This window comes from Massilia sp. Soil_C_3, assembly GCF_057657035.1.
The window spans coordinates 477,280-495,270 of the sequence record NZ_JBDGJG010000003.1; the positions used below are offsets into that span (position 1 = coordinate 477,280).

The 17,991-nt window shown below is 65.1% G+C and carries 12 protein-coding genes; 5 read left to right on the plus strand and 7 right to left on the minus strand.

The features are described from left to right. Positions 1-3 precede the first annotated feature (3 nt). Both AC3A6F_RS07865 and AC3A6F_RS07870 read right to left on the minus strand, forming a co-directional pair. Entirely contained in the window at positions 4-2,850 is a 2,847-nt protein-coding gene (locus AC3A6F_RS07865) for a TonB-dependent receptor (protein WP_487679518.1), read from the minus strand. 316 nt (positions 2,851-3,166) lie between these two features. Further along, positions 3,167-5,641 carry a sensor domain-containing protein gene (locus AC3A6F_RS07870; protein WP_487679520.1) on the minus strand — a complete coding sequence of 825 codons (2,475 nt, stop codon included), beginning with the start codon at positions 5,639-5,641 and terminating at the stop codon, positions 3,167-3,169. A 739-nt stretch (positions 5,642-6,380) separates the two neighbouring features. Between AC3A6F_RS07870 and AC3A6F_RS07875 the strand changes: the two genes are divergently transcribed. The 5 genes from AC3A6F_RS07875 to AC3A6F_RS07895 all read left to right on the plus strand — a co-directional run bounded on the left by AC3A6F_RS07875 (position 6,381) and on the right by AC3A6F_RS07895 (position 13,540). Continuing rightward, a complete protein-coding gene (locus tag AC3A6F_RS07875; protein WP_487679522.1) occupies positions 6,381-7,607 on the plus strand; it encodes a hypothetical protein in 1,227 nt (408 codons plus the stop codon). A 169-nt stretch (positions 7,608-7,776) separates the two neighbouring features. After that, positions 7,777-9,078 carry a sugar MFS transporter gene (locus AC3A6F_RS07880; protein WP_487679524.1) on the plus strand — a complete coding sequence of 434 codons (1,302 nt, stop codon included), beginning with the start codon at positions 7,777-7,779 and terminating at the stop codon, positions 9,076-9,078. Between the two features lie 267 nt (positions 9,079-9,345). Further along, complete coding sequence (locus AC3A6F_RS07885; protein WP_487679526.1) at positions 9,346-11,478, plus strand: TonB-dependent receptor; 2,133 nt, start codon at positions 9,346-9,348, stop codon at positions 11,476-11,478. A 185-nt stretch (positions 11,479-11,663) separates the two neighbouring features. Continuing rightward, a complete protein-coding gene (locus AC3A6F_RS07890; protein ID WP_487679528.1) occupies positions 11,664-12,944 on the plus strand; it encodes a type II toxin-antitoxin system HipA family toxin in 1,281 nt (426 codons plus the stop codon). A gap of 2 nt (positions 12,945-12,946) precedes the next feature. Beyond that, complete coding sequence (locus tag AC3A6F_RS07895; protein ID WP_487679530.1) at positions 12,947-13,540, plus strand: helix-turn-helix domain-containing protein; 594 nt, start codon at positions 12,947-12,949, stop codon at positions 13,538-13,540. Positions 13,541-13,567: 27 nt separating this feature from the next. On the opposite strand, the gene AC3A6F_RS07900 is transcribed toward AC3A6F_RS07895, so the two are convergent. From AC3A6F_RS07900 to AC3A6F_RS07920, 5 genes are read right to left on the minus strand one after another with little or no spacing between them, the layout of a single operon-like run. Beyond that, the gene (locus AC3A6F_RS07900; RefSeq protein ID WP_487679532.1) at positions 13,568-13,867 is read right to left on the minus strand and encodes a DUF971 domain-containing protein; all 300 of its coding nucleotides are present in this window, start codon (positions 13,865-13,867) and stop codon (positions 13,568-13,570) included. After that, positions 13,864-14,826: a HEAT repeat domain-containing protein gene (locus AC3A6F_RS07905; protein ID WP_487679533.1), complete on the minus strand. Its 963-nt coding sequence runs from the start codon at positions 14,824-14,826 to the stop codon at positions 13,864-13,866. Before AC3A6F_RS07905 ends, AC3A6F_RS07900 begins: the two co-directional genes overlap by 4 nt. A gap of 17 nt (positions 14,827-14,843) precedes the next feature. After that, positions 14,844-15,719 (minus strand): ABC transporter ATP-binding protein, encoded by an 876-nt coding sequence (locus AC3A6F_RS07910; protein WP_487679535.1) that lies wholly within the window; start codon positions 15,717-15,719, stop codon positions 14,844-14,846. Further along, on the minus strand, positions 15,716-16,537 hold the full coding sequence (locus AC3A6F_RS07915; RefSeq protein WP_487679537.1) for an ABC transporter permease: 822 nt from the start codon (positions 16,535-16,537) through the stop codon (positions 15,716-15,718). Before AC3A6F_RS07915 ends, AC3A6F_RS07910 begins: the two co-directional genes overlap by 4 nt. 15 nt (positions 16,538-16,552) lie before the next feature. Continuing rightward, entirely contained in the window at positions 16,553-17,953 is a 1,401-nt protein-coding gene (locus AC3A6F_RS07920) for an ABC transporter substrate-binding protein (RefSeq protein WP_487679539.1), read from the minus strand. Positions 17,954-17,991 lie beyond the last annotated feature (38 nt).

Sequence of the window (17,991 nt, forward strand, 5' to 3'; positions counted from 1 at the left end):
GCATCAAAACTTCAGGCTTGCACCGAGGGTGAACGAGCGGCCATAGCGGTAGTAGCCGTTGGGCAGGCTGATGATGCCGTTGGTCAGCTTCGGCGCCTGCTCTGCATCGGACAGGTTATTGCCTTCGAGGCTGATGCGCAGCGACTTGTTCACCTCGTAGGCGATCTGGGCCGTGACCCAGGTCATCGAGTTGGCCATCTCGTTGAAGCCCGAACCGATCACATTGGTGGCGGTGACGAAGGAGTCGGTGTAGTCGGCCGTGGCGCTCATGCTCCATGGGCCCTTCTCGTACAGGACGCCCAGCGAGGCGGTGGCCGGCGCGATGCCCTCGAGCGGGCGTTCCTGGCCGTCGACCCAGCTCTTCGACAGGTTGCGCGTGTATTGCGCACGCACGCCGAAGCCGTTGTCCCACAGGTGCTGCAGGCCGATCTCCATGCCTCGGGCCTTGGCGCTGTCGCCATTGATCGGGCGCTGCACGTTGAACAGGCGTCCACCGGGCGCGCCGATGTCCTGGCCGGTCAGCCACTGGTTGGTGATCTGGTTCTTGATGTTCTTCTGGTAGACCGCGAAGGTCAGCGCGGAGCTCTTGGCGTAATACCACTCGAGCGACACGTCGGCCTGGCGTGCGCTGTACGGCTTGAGGTCGGCATTGCCGCCGTAGATCTGCGTGAAGTCGCCCCACGAGATGCTGGCGGTGGTGCTGGACGGCGCCAGCTTGTCGACCGACGGACGCGCCATCGTCTTGGCGGCGCCGAGGCGCAGCTGCAGGTTGTCGGTCAGCGAGTAGGTGAAGTTACCCGATGGCAGAGCGGAGGTATAGCTGGCGTCTTGCTGGATGACCGACGGATCGGCATAGACGGCAGTGAAGTTGAACGCGCCGTTCTGCAGGATGTCGTTGATCTTCGCGTCCCAGGCCTGGGCGCTGGTCCTGGTGCGCACGAGGCGCACGCCGACGTCCGCGAACCAGCGGTCGCCCGACATGTCCGCCTGCACGAACGCAGCCGTGGTTTTCTCTTCCACGCGGTAGCTTTCCAGCGGGTTGAAGGCGGGCGCCGACAAGGTCGAGCTGTAGACGCCGCCGCCCGGGCGGGGCGTGCCGTCCAGGGCGGCCAGTGCCTGCGCATAGTTGTTGACGTCGAAACCGAGGAAGCTGCGTGGGAAGTTTCCGCTCACGCCGGACAGGAAGCCGCCCGGGCTGAGGGTCTGGTTGATGACGTTGTTGCCCAGGGAGCCCACATTGATCGCATTCTCGCCGGAGTAATGATCCTGGCCTGCATTGAACGCGTTGTTGATCATGTCGCGCGACTTCTTGCGGTTGGTCTGGCTGACGCCGAACTTCAGGTTGTCGACGTTGAACCGGTCTACCCGCCAGTCGGCATCCAGCGTCAGGCCACCGATGCGGTCCTTGATGTTGTCGCCCGTGCGGCTGTAGTAGTGGGTATTGAAGTCGTTGGCGGTGAACAGGCCCTGGGCCAGGCCGGTCTGCAGGTCGCGGCCGTCGGCCAGCGTGGTCGTCACGTCGGGCACGGAAGAGCCGGTGAGGCGGATGCGCGTGGTGTTGGGCTGGTTCATGCGCAGCACGACATAGCTGTCGTTGCCGCCCGAGTTCCGCTCCGAGGTGGACAGGTAACCGTCCGCCGCCACCTTGAAGGTCGGCGACACCTTCCATTCGGCCCGGGTGCCGTACATGGCGGTATCCACCACGCGGTACTCGGTCTGGTTCAGGACCTCGGGATTCAGGCGCAGCTCGGGGTCGGTGCTGTCCAGGGTCAGGTCGGTCACCACACCGTTGGAGACTTGCATATTGGACCAGCGGCCCGGCGCGAACAAGGGGTAATACGACAGCTGGTAGCCGACCTGCGGCGAGTCGAGGCGGGTCTTGAAGCCGTCGAAGATGACTTTCACGTCGCTGGTGGGACGCCACTCCACCTTGCCCGAGAGGGCGATGCGTTCCTTCTTCTCCATGATGGAGCCGAAGCGGAACTGCCCCGGCCCGATCAGGCCTTCTTCTCCGGGATCGAGAATGCCGTTGCCGTTGGGGTCGATGTGGCCGCCCCAGGTATTGCCGGATTCCCAGAACTGGCTGGGGTCGCTTGGGATCGCATTGCGCGACCAGCCGCCTTCGTTGCCGGCGGTGTCGGTGCGCACGTCGCGCTTGGCGTAGACCACGCCGAGCAGCACGCCTACCTTGTCATCCCAGGTATTGCTGTAAGTGCCCGACAGCTTCTTGCCGTTGAGGCTGCTCATGTCGTTGTGGTCGCCCTCCAGGCGCAGCAGGCCGCGCTGGCCTTTCTGGTCGAACGGGCTGGCCGAGCGCAGGTTGACGAGGCCGCCGATGGCGCCTTCGACCAGTTGCGCCTGGGTCGACTTGACGACGTCGGCGCCGCTGATGACGTCGGCCGGCAACACATCGTAGGCGAAGTAGCGGCCGGCGCTATCCGTGCCCAGCAGGCGGCCGTTGAAGGTGGTGATCGTGTAGTCGGGGCCGAGGCCGCGGATGCTGACCTGCTGGCCTTCGCCGCCGGCCGTGCGCGAGATCGACACGCCGGTGATGTGGCTGAGCGAGTCGGCCACGTTGTTGTCGGGGAAGCGTCCGAGTTCAGTGGCGCTGATGCTGTCCTGCACGACAGCCGAGTTGCGCTTGAGCGCCAGCGACTGCTGCAGACTGGCACGGGTGCCGGTCACGACGACCTGCTCGACCTTGTCCGTCTCGGCCGTGACGGCTTCCTCCTGGGCTTGGGCGTTCGCCGTGAGGGTGGCCAGTGCCAGCAGGCAGGCGGAAGTTAGTGGATTCAGCACAAAGCGGGCATGACTGTCGCCGTGCGAACGGCATTGCATATGAGAACTCATTAAACGCTTCCTTTTTTATAGGTTTGTTGAAGCAGCACGGGCGAGTGCTGGTACACGGGAAGACTGTCCGGTTGCTTTCGTTTGATTTCGTATGACGTTGTCTCTCACGTATAGCGGTTTCGGTTTGATTGAATCGAAAGCACCTGGCTGGCTACTGTTGTAACAGTGTGAGTTAGTCTATAGCGAAATCCCGGGCGTGACAAAACATCTTTCGATTTTTTTCGAATCACCTGTTGTATCCGTGTTATTTCGCTATAGCGCTTTCGTTCGAAAGCTTTGCGCGCTTACTATTTCTGTTGTAAGGCGTAGTTAGAGGTCAGCTATTGCGCAGCATCCCCGCCAGCGCCTCCGCGGTCAGCGGACGCGCACAGAGGTAGCCCTGGTAGGCCTGGCAGCCGTTCGCGAACAGGAAGTCGCGCTGGGCCTCGGTTTCCACGCCCTCGGCCAGCACCTTCAGGCCAAGGCTGGCCCCCAGCGCGATGATGGTGCGCGCGATTACCGCGTCGTTCGGATTCGTGGTCAGGTCGAGCACGAAGGAGCGGTCGATCTTGAGCATGTCGAGCGGCAGCCGCTTGAGGTAGGCCAGCGACGAGTAGCCGGTGCCGAAATCGTCGATCGCGAAGGTCAGGCCGTGGGCCCTGAGGGCCTTGATCTTGCCGATCGCGTCTTCCACATCGTCCAGCAACGAGCCTTCGGTGATCTCGAGCTTGAGCTTGCGCGGATCGGCGCCGCTCTGATCGAGGCAGCCGAGCACCTGGGCCACGAAGGCCGGGTGGTGCAGCTGGCGCACGCTGACGTTGACCGAGACTTCCAGGTGCGCGGTTTCCGCCTGCCCGCCCCAGGAGGACAATTGGCGGCAGGCGCATTCGAGCACCCAATGGCCGAGTGGAAGGGCCAGCCCGGTCTCTTCGGCCAGCGGGATGAATTCCACCGGCGAGACCGTGCCGCGTTCGGGATGGCGCCAGCGCACCAGGGCCTCGACCCCGGCGATGCGGCCGTCGCGCTCGACCTGCGGCTGGTAGTGCAGGAAAAACGCATGCTCGCGCAGTCCGGCGCGCAAGTCGCCTTCCAGCGCCAGGCGCGTCGCGGCCGCGGCTTGCAGGGCGGGATCGAAGAAGCGGACGGTGCCGCGTCCGGCCGCCTTGGCCCGGTACATCGCCAGGTCGGCGCGCCTGAGCAGTTCGCCGGCGTCGCTCGCGTCGTCGGAAAAGACGGTGATGCCGATGCTGGCGCCGAGCTGCAGCCAATAGCCGTCGAGCTGCACGGGCTGGCTCAGCAGGTAATTGATGCGTTCGGCCTCATGCTTCGCATGGGCGCAGGCCTGCTCCTTGTCCGCGGGAAGCTGTTCCAGCAGCACGCCGAACTCATCGCCGCCGAAACGGGCGGCGATGACATCGGTGGGAAGGCCGGCAGCCAGCCGTATCGCCATCTGCTGCAACAACTGATCGCCAGCCGCGTGGCCGAGCGTCTCGTTGAGCGTCTTGAAGTTGTCGAGGTCGATCAATAGCAGGGCCGCCTTGCGCCGCGGGTCGCGGCGGGTCGCGGCAAGGGCGGCTTCCATGCACTCGGTCAGGAATGCGCGGTTCGGCAGGTGCGTGAGCGTATCGTGGAAGGCGAGATAGCGGATGCGGGCGTCGAACGCGTGCCGCTCGGACACATCGACCACGGCGCCGACTACGCGCAAGGCCTTGCCGTCGCCGTCGCGCAGGATCTGCGCCCGGTCGTGCACGTGGGCCGCGCTGCCGTTCTTGCGGATGAAGCGGTAGTCGTCGCTCCAATGGACGTCGCCGCTGTCGCGCAGCGCATGGTCGAAGCGCGCGATCACACGATCGCGGTCGTCCGGGTGGATGCGGTTCATCCACAGGGCGAGCGACGCCGAGAATTCATCCGGCGTGTAGCCGAACAGCTCATGCAGGTTGGCGCCGAACCACAGGGTGTCGGTGCGCAGGTCGAGATCCCAGATCGCGTCGCTGGTGACGCGGGCGACGATGCGAAAGCGCTCCTCGCTGCGGCGCAGCGCATCCTCGGTCAGTTTCTGGAGCGTGATGTCGCGCATATAGACCGCCAGCCCGGTATCGGACGGATAGGCGCGCACTTCGCAATACAGCTGGGGCGAGGCATGGACATCGTCGAAGGCGACCGTGCAGCGCTCGCGCATGGCGCGCCGCAACTCTTCCCACGCCAGCCCGGCGCCCAGTTCGGCAAATTCATCCCACAATACCTTGCCCAGCAGCTCGGTGCGTGGTCGCTGGAACAGCTGCTCGGCTTCGCCATTGAGGTAGGTGAAGCGCCATTCGCGGTCGACCGTGTAGAAGACATCGGTGATGCTCTCGAGCGTGGCGCACAGGCGCCGGGCCAGGTGTGCGTTGGCCTGCTCGGCCGTGCGTCGCTCGGTGACGTCCTGCACCGTGCCGTAATAGGCAGGTTCGCCGTCTCTTCCGTGCATCAGGTCGCCGCGAGCATGCACATGGCGCACCTCGCCGTCCGGCCATACCACGCGATGTTCCAGGTCGAGCGGCGTGCCGTATCGCAGGGCGTTCGCGACCTCGGCCTCGATGGTTTGCTGGTCGTCGGGATGCACGCGCGCGAACAGTGTCGGGAAGTCGGGATCGGCCGCATCCGCGCAGATGCCAAACAGGGCGCGCAGCTCATCCGACACGAACAGGCGGCGGTCGCGGACGCGCATCTCCCACAGCCCGACCTGGGCCACGCGCTGGAGAAAATCGAGCCGGTCTCCCAGCGTGGCGTGTGGCACTGGGGCGAGGGCGGAACTGGTTTTCGGAGAAGGCATGGCGCAGCGTCCAAGGCGTTGGGAACGCGACTGCGGGGGCATGGCAATGTCGAGGGAAGGTCGAGAGCGATATCGAAGGCGACGCGTGCGGCAGTCGAACAGACGCCATGTTGTATCACCTCGGGCGGGGCGCTGCAAGCGCGGCTCCGATTTGCACGCGCTGCCCGCCATCGCGCTGCAGTCGGGCATCGGCATTTATTTCAATATTGGCAAGTACATTTGTACGAATCTGCATTGCTGGGTTACAATATGTTTTTCCGCCGCCAGTCATGGCCTGGCATTCATTAATGTTTCCCCCCAATCGATACGGTGCCGAGCGCGCCTGCAAGCATGGGGCGCATTGAGCAGCGTTCGAGATCGCTGTCTTGTCCGGATCGACCCCATGCGCCAGGCAGGGCGCCCTGTGCGGCGTCGTCACCTTGAGCGGTGACCCTGGTCCTGTATTCCCTCGACGTGACGTCATTGGCCTGGCCGTGCAGGTCATCGAGGGCAATCGCAGGCCGCTTCGACCTCGGGAGCTTGCACATCGCGCGACATGGATCGCCCGATATCAGGTTCTGCTGCGCCGTCACTAGACCGTAGGCCCGGGATTCTTCGTCAATTGCGCCATCGCCCGCTCGACGCCGGCCGTGGCGCGCCGATCATCATTCAGGATATCTACGTGAATTCGAACTACACCTTTACCCCGCAAGACCATGTTTCGACAAGGGCGGCGCTTTCAGCTCGCATGAACGCGCGCATGAAAATGACAACGGCGACCCGCCTGTGCGCGGCCCTGGCCGGCATCGCGGTCCTCGCCTCCGGCCACGCTTACGCCCAGGAGATCGGGAGCGCACAGGAGGAAGCAGCCTCGCCGCTGACGATCGGCGGCGCGATCCGTTTCAATTACGGGCACAAGAGTTGGGACAAGGACCGCCGCAGCGGTTTCGTCGGCCTCGACACGGCGCGCTTGGACGTCAACTACGACGACGGCCGGCTGATCGGCTCGGCCCAGTACCGCTACAATAATTATCCGAAGGGGCAGGGCGACTACTGGCAGCATTTCCTGCGTCATGCCTGGGGCGGCGTGCGCTTCGACGACAAGAGCGAACTGCATGTGGGCCTGGACAGCAACCCCTTCGGCCTCCTGCCGTTCGCCTCGAATAACTTCTACGAGTCGATCGCCTTCTACGCCGGCTTCGAAGATAAGTACGACCTCGGCGTGAAATACATCAGCAGCCCTGGTCCGATCGAATGGCAGCTCGCCTTCTTCCCGCGCGATGGCGGGTCCTACGGCGGCGGCAGCAATACGGCGGGCGCATCGAACCGGTATTCCTACAATATCGTCAAGGATGACGACGAGCAGGGCTACGGCACCGGCCAGACCGACAGCGAGCGCAACACCCTGGTGGGGCGCGTGGTGTGGAACCTGGGGCCGGAGGGCCGTCACCAGTTCGGCTTTTCCGGCCTGACCGGCGAGATCGACAACGGCCGCGGCACCGACACCCGGCGCCACGCCGGTGCGGTCCACTATCGCGGTAACTATGGCCGCGTCAATGTGATGCTGCAATCGATGCGCTATCGCTACCGCACCGCGCACGGTCCCGAGCAGACCTATGGCGGCCTGGACCCCAACAGCTTCGTCCTGGTCGGCGGTTTCGGCTACCCGTTCCCGGTCGCATCAAAGGGCGACATCCATATCGCCAACATCAGCTACGACCTCCCCGGCAGGATCGGCCCGTTCAGCGGGTTCAAGGTCTACAACGACTACAGCGTCCTGAAAAAGCGCAGCGGCGACTACCGGGACTCGGTGCAGAACGTGACCGGGATGAGTTTCGGGGCAGGGAAATGGTCGTTCTATGCGGACCTGATGATCGGCAAGCACCATCCCTACCTGTCGCCCGATCTCGGCGGCCTGGCTGCGACCTCGTCCGCGCACCAGGGGTTCACGCGGCGCATCAATCTGCAGGCTGGTTACTACTTCTGAGGCCAGCGAGAAGCGGGGAGGGATATCAAAACGGGTATCGATCTCGTCAAATTCTTGATTGGAATGCCATCACGTAAGGCTCTACCATGCGGGACCGGGCCGTCTGCGCCAGCCGCGAGCGGACCGGAGCGTTGCAGCATTCCGATCGATCCGTTTGAAGGAGTCTTCCATGCCCGGTCCCACTGCCGCTTCCGGCACAGCTTCCACCGTAGCCGGATCGGTGAGGGTCAGCAGCTTCGCCGTCATGTCGCTGCTGTCGAGCCTGTTCTTCATCTGGGGCTTCATCACCGTCATCAATAATACCCTGCTGCCGCACCTGCGCAGCGTGTTCGACCTGAGCTATACCCAGACGACGCTGATCGAATCGGTCTGGTTCGCCGCCTACTTCATCGCGTCGATCCCGTCGGCGCGGCTGATCGAGCGCGTCGGCTACAAGCGGGCGATCGTGACCGGCCTGGCCATCATGGCCGTGGGCTCCCTGCTGATGGTCCCGGCCGCGCGGCTGCCATCGTATGGCGTCACCCTGTTCGCGCTGTTCGTGATCGCCAGCGGCATCACCTTGCTGCAGGTGTCGGCCAACCCCTACGTGACCGTGGTAGGCTCGCCAGAAACAGCCTCGTCGCGCCTGAACCTGGTCCAGGCCTTCAACTCGCTCGGCACGACGCTGGCGCCGCTGTTCGGCGCCTATCTGATCCTGGGGCGCTCGAACTCCGGCACCGCCGAGGCGAACACGGTCCTTACCCAGGCCGAGCGCCTCGCCGATGCCCAGGCAGTCCAGCTGCCCTACCTTATCGTGGCGGGTGTGCTGGTATTGCTGGCGGTGGCGATCGCCCGTTTCCCGCTGCCGGCGCTGCATGCCGGCACGCGCCGCGTCAGCAAGGAAGTGCGCGCCACGCTGTCGCTGTGGCGCCACCGGAACCTGGTGCTCGGCATCCCGGCGATCTTCATCTACCTGATCGCGGAAATCGGCGTCGCCAACCTGTTCATCAACTTCGTGGCGCTGCCGGAGATCGGCAACCTGAGCCACGAGCAGGGCGCCCATTACCTGTTCCTGATGTGGGGCGGCATGATGGTTGGGCGTTTTGCCGGCAGCGTCCTGATGCGCCGGGTGGCGGCGCAGCACGTGCTGGCGATGGCCAGCATCGGCGCCTTCATGGTCATGCTGGTCGCCGCGCTGGGAACCGGCCAGGTCGCGCTGTGGGCGCTGGTCTCGGTCGGCCTGTTCCATTCGGTGATGTTCCCGACCATCTTCACGCTGGGCATCCGGGGCCTGGGGCCGCTCACCGAGGAGGGCGCGGGCCTGCTGATCATGGCCATTGCCGGTGGGGCGCTGGTCATCGCGCAAGGCTGGCTCGCCGATACCGTCGGGCTGCAACTGTCGTTCCTCCTGACGGCGGCATGCGAGCTGTACGTGCTGTTCTACGCCGTGTGGGGAGCGCGAGGCGGCAGCCATGCCGGCCGGCCGGACTGAAGGGGGGGGGGCAGCAGTCAGATCATCGGCGAGAGGATCTGGCTGCGCGCGGCCCCAGGACAGCGCCAAGGGCCCCGTAAGACGCTGCCGCAGTCCTTCTTTTCGAGGGTCGACAAGGAGATGAATCCATCAGGAATATTGTGATTGATTATGCAAATGAGTATAATTCTCATTTGCATTCAATCTCAATTCTTACTGGACCTCTTCATGACCAAGCTTCGGACTCCGCCATCTGCCCAATCCAATCGTCCCACGGAGCTGTGTCTGATGATCCGCAGGGTCTGGGGTAGCGCATTCGTTCTCGCGCCGATCGCGCTGCTGGCCGGCACCGCGCATGCCCAGGACAGCGCGGCGCCGCAGATCGAGCAAGTGCTGGTGACCGGCGCCCGCACGCTGGACGAGGCGCCGTACATGGGCGGCGGCGTGGCGCGCCGCGGCGGCGTTGGCGTGCTCGGGGCAAGCGACATCATGGATACGCCGTTCAGCACGACCAACTACACCTCGCAGTTGCTGGAAGACCAGCAGGCGCGCACGCTGGCCGACGTGCTCGTCAACGAAGCGTCGGTGCGGGTGCAGACCTCGACCTCGGGCTTCAGCGAAGACTTCCAGATTCGCGGCTTTGGCGTGGGCAGCGGCGACGTCGGCGTGAACGGCCTGTACGGACTCGCCTCGGGCAACCGGATGCCGGCGGCGATGATGGACCGCGTCGAAGTGCTGAAAGGCCCGGGCACGCTCATGTATGGCATCCCCCCCGGCGGCAGCGTCGGCGGCAGCATCAATATCGTCACCAAGCGCGCTGGCGACAAGCCGCTGACCCGCATCACCGGCACCTTCGAGAGCAAGTCGATCTTCGGCACCCACGTGGACGTCGGCCGCCGCTTCGGCGATGCCGGCCAATGGGGCGTGCGCTTCAACGGCGTCTACCGCAATGGCGACAACACGCTCGACCACAGCAAGACCGAATCCGGCCTGGCCGCTCTGGCGCTCGACTATCGTTCGTCGAACCTGCGCTGGGTGGTCGATGCCTATGCCCAGCGCGAAGACACCGACGGTTTCCGCGGCCAGTCCACCTTCCGTCCCAACGTGACGCGGATCCCGGATGCGCCGTCCGGCAAGCGCGCGATGTATCCGGGCGTCGAACTCGCGATGCGCGACTCGGCCATTTCGTCGCGCCTGGAGTACGACCTGGCCCCGAACGTGATGCTGTACGCCGCCGCCGGCTACCACTATAACGCCTACGAGCAGGACTTCCCTGCGGCGCGCGGCAACGATGCGATCGACATGGCGGGCAATCTGCGCATCACCAGCGCCTGGTACGACGCCGCCACCCGCAACAAGACCGGCGAGGTCGGCGCCCGCGCCACCGTCGAAGGGCTGGGCGTGAAGCACCTGTTTACCGTCTCGGCCTCGCGCCTGGAACAGGAATCCGGCAGCTTCTACCTGCCGGCGCCGGCCGGCACCGCGGTGGACTCGAACATCTATCATCCGGCGCCGCTGCCGGTCATGACCGGGGTGCGCCAGTCGCCGACCACGACCTCGGGCACCGAACTGTCCAGTATCGCCCTCACCGATACCCTGTCGTTCTTCGACAACCGCCTGCTGGTGACCGGCGGCGTGCGCAAGCAGAAGGTCGTTGCGAAGAACATCGCACCGAGCGGAGCCAGCACGACCTCGTACGACGAGAGCGCGACCTCGCCGCTGCTCGGGATCGTGGTCAAGCCGATGGCCAATGTGTCGCTGTACACCAACTTCACGTCCGGGCTGACGCGCGGCGCCATGGCGCCTCAGACTGCGGCGAATGCAGGCGAGGTGTTCGCTCCGTATAAATCGAAGCAGTACGAGGCCGGCGTGAAGGTCGAGCAGGGCAAGCTCCTGACCGGCATCTCCGTGTTCCAGATCGATCGTCCGAACGCCGTTACCGATCCGGTCACCACGATCTACAGCATGGACGGCAACCAGCGCAACCGCGGCCTGGAACTGTCGGTCATGGGCGAGGCCGTGCGCAACCTGCGCCTGATGGCCAGCGCCACCTTCTATGACGCCGAACTGGAGAAAACCCAGGGTGGCTTGAACGAGGGTAACGACGCCAACGGCGTGCCGAAGCGCGCCCTCAGCGCCGGCCTCGACTGGGATCTGGTGCAGGTGCCTGGCCTGAGCTTCAATGCCCGCGCCATCCACACCTCGGACATCCCGTACAACGCCGCCAACACGCTGTTCCTGCCGTCCTGGACCCGCTTCGATATCGGCGCCCGCTATCGCACTAGCCTGATGGGCCGCCCCGTCATCCTGCGCGCCAGCGTCGAGAACGTCGCCGACAAGGCCTATTGGCTGGCCAACGGCACCTTCGCCACTGCGGCCGCGTCGCGCACCGCGCTGGTGTCGGCGCAGTTCGATTTCTAGGGATGCGTCTGAGGCTCGACGCAGAACAGGATTGAAAATTGCCGGCTGACGCCGGCAATTTTCATTTGGACTGGATAATGTGTCAGTTGCGAATATGGCCGCATGCTATCTGCTGTCCAGTGCACAAGCCAGCTGCTATACTGGTTTCAGGATCATATAGTGCACTTTAAGGGCGTTGAGCGAATATGGATTGCCATATCGAGATTTTCCAGGACGGCCAGTGGATCGCAGCTGCCACTGCGAGCTTTTCAGACATCGTCCGCAACGGCTTCAGGGCCAACGATTGCGTGTTCGAATACGATTTGCCCTACGCTTTCGGTGACGCGCCGTTGCCAGTCTCGCTCGTCGTTCCAGTCGATGCCGATCGCCATGTTCGCGCGGCCTGGCCTACGTTTTTGTACGACCTCGTACCGCAAGGGAATGGTCGCAAGTTTCTCCTCGATCATCTCAAGCTCCCCGATGCCCAGGCGTCCGATCTCCCGCTGCTCTGCGCAGGCGCCTTCAATCCCATCGGGCGACTGCGGGTACGGGAAGCCGTGCATTATTACGAGCAGCATGTCGAACGCCATGATGTTGCTGCCGAGGGCTTCGATGTCGATGAATTGCTCGCACGTTCGGCAGACTTCCATGAAGTGATGATGGTCCATGGCATGCTGGCGGCAGGTGGCACTGGCGTGCAGGGAGTCGCCCCCAAATACCTGTTGACCGAAGGGCATGACGGCAAATGGTATCCGGATGCGGCGCTCCCCGACGACCGTGCCCGGCGCCATTACATTGTCAAGCGACCACGCGGGTCATCCGAAGACGACCGCAAGGTGTTGCGCAACGAAGCCGGCTATATGGAAGTCGCTCACCGACTTGGCATCCGTACCTTCGACCTGCCGACATGGCATGAAAACACCTTGTTCGTTCCTCGCTTCGACCGCCGCGCACAGGACGGATGCGTACAGCGCTTTCACCAGGAGAGCGTGGCCTCGATCGCCGGACTGGCCGGTTTCGGTACCCAGGCCAACCAGTTCGAGCTGCTGGAGGCAATACGCAAGGTCGTGGATGATCCGACCGGAGAGACCATCGAGTTCATCCGGCGCGACGTGCTCAACCTGGCCATGCGCAATACCGATAACCATGCTCGCAACACAGCGGTGCAATCTGCCGATGGTATCGTTCGCCTGACGCCCCTGTTCGATTTCGCACCGATGTACCTGGACCCCGAGGGCATCACGCGCTCGGCGCGCTGGTATCACCGTGAAACACGCAAGGAACTTCGGCACTGGACGGACATCCTGGATCACCTGGCCTTGTCCGGTCCGGAGCATGCGCAGGTGGTGGACGCCCTGGTCCGCTTTGGCGAACAACTGGCGACCTTGCCCGACTATATGCGCGAGGCAGGCATCGACGATGACATCGTCGAATTCGTCAAACCCAGCGTCGAAGCGCAACGAACCCACATCCTGGCATTGAGGTAGTCATGAGCAGAAGAAAGCCGATCGACAAGACGCAGATTCGGGAGCGACGCAATCGCATGCTGGAATCGGCAGCCGCCGCCAGGCTCTCGCTCACCGAAGGCGTGCGCGAGATGCGGGCAATCTCAGGGATGACACAAGAAGACTTCGCGCGCCATCGCGGCGTCAGCGCCAGGGTAATCAAGGCGCTCGAACTCGGACAGGGCAATCCGACGATGGCGACGATGAACCGGATCGGTCAGTTCTTCGGTCTGGAGGTGGCGTTCGTTCCGATCCGGCGTGAAGCACAGCCTGTGGCAAGCTTCACGCCTGAGGACGATTCTGTTGCCACCTCGGGCGACGATACTGGGGTGGCGCCAGCGGAACTCATCCGTCGCGCCCTCGATATAAAAAACAAAATTAACGATCGCGCAAAAGCCCATCAAGAGGAGCTTAATGAGTTGGTCAACAGCATGAACGAAACAGTCGACAGGTTGATGTCCCTGGATCTGACGAGCAAAGCCGTCCCGCTAGCTGCGAAGGTGAAGCGAACCTTGTCCGATGGTTCCGCAACAGGCGAGCGCCGCATCCGCAACGGAAAGAAACCGCCTTCGGCCTGAGCACTTTGTCACGAACCAGGATGCCGACTAGTCGCGCTTTACTTCTTCCGCCCCGACCAGCATCGCAAACGGATAGATCCCTCGCCGGTGTCCATCCGTGAATCCGAGATTGAGCCCATAAGCCCCCACCGGCTCGATGACGGCGATGCGCACCCGTGTGTCGGCCTCGACCGCCAGCCCGGCGCGTCGTCGGGCGCGGCATTCGGCGCAGGGGCAGGAGGCGCGCAATGCCGCGTGGGTCCAGCTGCGCGCGCTGCCATCCGCCCACGACAAGTCCAGCACGCCCCGCAGCAGGTGGTTCTCGATGGCGTCCGGCGTGGTGCTCACGTCACCGCTCCGATCTGCTGGATCGCCAGCCGCACCGATTTGCGCACCTCGGGGTCGGGGTCGCCGGCCGCCAGCGCCAAGGCCTCCAGCGCCAGGGGCGAGCCGATCTCTCCCAGCGCCAGCGCCGCTTCCTTGCGCAGATTGCCGATCGCATGCTCCAGTGCCGACAGCAGCGCGGGCAAGGCATCCGCACTGCGCAACCGCCCCAGGCTGCGCGCGGCGCGCAAGCGCACCTGCCAGTAGGGATCGGCCAGGGCCGCAATCAATGCCGGCGCCGCGCCCTGCAGGCGCAGCTTGCCCAGCGTGGTCGCCGCTTCTTCGCGCACCGGCCAGGCCGCGTCAGCCAGCGCGGCCAGCAGCGCGTCCAGCACTGCGGGGCCATCCGCGAAACCGAGCGCGCCCGCCGCGGCGCGGCGTACCTCGGGCGCGGGATCGCACCGGACGATGCGCGTCAGGGCGGGCAGGGCTCCCTCTTGCTTGAGGTAGCCGAGCACCGCGACCGCTTCGCGCCTGACCAGCGCATTCTCGTCCAGCAAGGCATCGAGCGCCGGTGCGAAGCTGGCGGGCACGCGTAGCTCGCGCACGCCGCGCAAGGCGGCCGCGCGCACGAAACTGTCGCCGCTGCCGATATACGGCGTCAGCTGCGCCGCCGATGCTGGCTGCTTGAGCTCGGACAGGCCATGCGCCGCCGCCGCGCGCACTTCTTCGTCGGCATCGGACAGCAGGCGCGCCAGGCCGGCCACGGATTGCGGTGTCTCGAAGGCTTCCAGCGCGCGCGCCGCCTCGGCGCGCACCGGGGCCGCGTCGTCGCCGAGCGCGGCGATCAGGAGCGGCAGGTGGGCGTCGCCATCCAGGTCGGCCAGGTCGAGCACGGCGATCCGGCGTACGGTTGCATCGATATCCTGCAGGCGCGGGGCCAGCGCGGCCAGTTGCGGGTCTTGATACGGTAGGGCGGTCACGGGAACATCCTTGTCGTTTATCGGTTGGTATGGGGGGCGCTCGGCGGGCCGAGGGGGCTCAGGCGCTCGAGCGGAACGATCCGGGCCTGGGGGTGCAGCAAGTCGAGACAGTGGCGCTTGAGCCGCATGAATTCGGGCGACGTCACCAGGTCGGGGTGGCGCGGGCGCGCGAAGTCCAGGCGCAGCTCCTCGATGATGCGGCCCGGCCGCGGGCTCATCACCACGATCCGGTCGGCCAGGAACAGCGCTTCGTCGATATCGTGGGTGATGAAGACCACCGTGGTCTTCACCCGCGCCCAGACTTCCAGCAGCAGCTCCTGCATCTTGAGCCGGGTCTGGGCGTCGAGCGCGCCGAACGGTTCGTCCATCAGCATCACGCGCGGCTGGTTGATCAGCACGCGCGCGATCTCGACCCGCTGCTGCATGCCGCCCGAGAGCTGGATCGGATAGCGGTCCTCGAAGCCGGCCAGCCCCACCAGCGCGAGCAGCGCGCGGGCGCTGTCGTGGCGGGCGCGCCTGCCAACGCCTTTCATCTTCAGGCCGAAGGCCACGTTGTCGAGCACCTTCTTCCAGGGGAACAGGGTGTGGTGCTGGAACACCAGGCCGCGGTCGGGATGCGGGCCGGCGACGGGCTCGCCGTCGATGCGGATCGCTCCCTTGTCCGGTTTCCAGTGGCCGGCCAGCGCGCCCAGCAGGGTCGACTTGCCGCAGCCGGACGGCCCCAGCACGCACACGAATTCGCCGGGGACGATCGACAGCGACACGCCCTGCACCGCATCGAAGGCCTGGCTGCCTTCGCCCAGGCGGATGGTCAGGTCGTCGATCTCGATGCGGCCGGTCGGGGCGCCGGCTTGCGCCAGGCGCACGCTTTCCAGCGGCGACAGCTGGTTCATGGCTTCTTCCTTTGCATGAGGTACCACGGCAGAAACAGGTTGCCGATCTTTTTCACCAGAATGCTGCTGCCCATCCCTATCACGCCGATGAACAGCATGCCGACCACGATCTCGGGATAGTCCTGGATGGTGCACGAGGCCCAGGTGTAGTAGCCGATGCCGTACTGCCCGGAGATCATCTCGGCCGTCACCAGGCAGAACCAGGCGGTGCCCATGCCGATCGACAGTCCGGTGACGATGTTCGGCGCCGCCGCCGGCAGGATCACTTCGGTGAAGATGGCCCGGCGTCCAGCCCCCAGGCTGCGCGAGGACGCGACCAGGCGCGGGTCGACGCCTTCGACGCCGTGGATCGTGTTGAGCAGGATCGGGAACAGCGCGCCGATGAAGGTGATGTAGACCATCGACATCTCGGACGACGGGAACATCAGGATCGCCAGCGGAATCCAGGCCACGGCCGGAATCGGCCGCAGCACTTCCAGCGGTGGCAGCAACACGTCTTCCAGCAGGCGCGAGCGGCCGATCAGCAGGCCCAGGGCGATGCCCGCCACCATGGCGCCGGCGAAGCCGGAAAACACGCGCTGGACGCTGGCCGTCAGGTGCCGCTCGAGCTTGGGCGACTCGACCAGCGCCGCTGCCGCCTCCAGCACCTCGCGCGGCGATGGCACGTTCTGGAAGGTGACCAGCCCCAGGTTCAGGTGGCGCGACGCGGCCCACTGCCACGCCGCGATACAGGCTGCCACCGACAACAGGCGCAGCAGCAGCCGTCCCAGCTTGCGAGACAGGGCGGGGTCGAGCCAGGCGATTCGAAGCGCTTCCATCGGCGGCTCCGGCGCTCAGGCCGAACGGGCCGACTTGAGGGTGTCGTAGTCGACGACCCGGGACTTGTTCTTCTGTGCATGCGCTTCGGCGTCGGCCTTGAGCAGGAAGGCGCTGATCTCCTTGCCGTCGACGACGAACCAGGCGTCGCCGGCGAGCAGCTTGAGCCCCGTGTTCTGGTCGTGGGCGTAGACGGTGCGCACCTTCTTGCCGGCCTGCTCGAGTTTGCGCAGCTCGGCGAAGGCCGTGGTGGCGCTGGCGTAGTGGCGCACCAGCGGCTCGCCCTGGACCCAGATCTGGGTCAGGCGCTTGACGTCGGCGATCGGCTTGCCGCTGACGGCGTCTGTCGCCGCGAGCGGCAGCTTGGCGTAGTTCTTCAGCTGCTTGTCGTAATCCAGGCCGGCCTGCTGGTAGGCGGCGCGGATATAGCGGTCGTCGATGAAGGTGGCGGCGTCGATGTCGCTGTCGGTGCGCTTGAGCAGGCGCAGGGTCGCGATCGAGGTCTTGACCGCCTGGCGGTATTCCGGCTTCCAGCTGAAGTCGCGCGTCTGCAGGCCGAGCGGTCCGTGGAACAGGTAGTTCACTTCGGCCTCGATGCCGGTCACCCTGGCGATCAGCTCGCTGTACTTCTCGGGTTCGGCCGCGATCAGGCGGTCGGCCTCGAGCGCGGCGCGCTGGTAGGCCACCACGACCTCGGGATACTTGCCGGCATAGGCGGCGTCGACCAGGCTGCCGTGCAGGGTCGGCGCCCTGGCCTGCGAACCGTCGAAGATCTTGCGGGCATAGCCGCGGTGCGGAAACAGCTCGGCGAACGGCACGAAGTCGGCATGCGCCTCGATCTTGTTGCCTTGCAGGGCCGATCCCGCCACTTCCGGCGCCTGGGGCGTGATGTTGACGTCGCGCTCGGGGTCCCAGCCCTGGGCCTGCACCGCACGCAGCAGCATGCCATGGGCGGTGGAAGCGAACGGCACCGAGATGGTCTTGCCTTTCAGTTCGGCCAGCGACTGCACGGCCGACGCCTTCGGCACCACGATGCCGTTGCCGGAACCCGTGGTGCTGCCGGACAGGACGTTGATGAAGATGCTTTTCTTGCCCGCCTTGGCATGGGCGGCGCCGTTGAACGAGCCGGGGAAGTCGGCCATGGCGCCGATGTCGAGCTTGCCGGCCACCATCTCGTTCGTGAGCGGCGCACCGGAGGTGAAATTCTTCCACTGGATATCGTATTTCACGTCCTTGTACTTGCCGGCGCGCGGCAGGTATTTCTCGAGCAGCCCGAGTTCGCGGATCAACAGGCCGCCGGTGGCGCAGTTGATCGTCGTGTCCTGGGTTCCGATGGCGATGCGGATCGTTTCCGCCGCGTGGGCGCTGGCAAACGATAGCAGCAGCGACAGCGCGAGCAGCGTGCGGTGCGGTTTCATGTTCTCTCCTGGTGGTGGACGACTTGCTGTGGACGCCG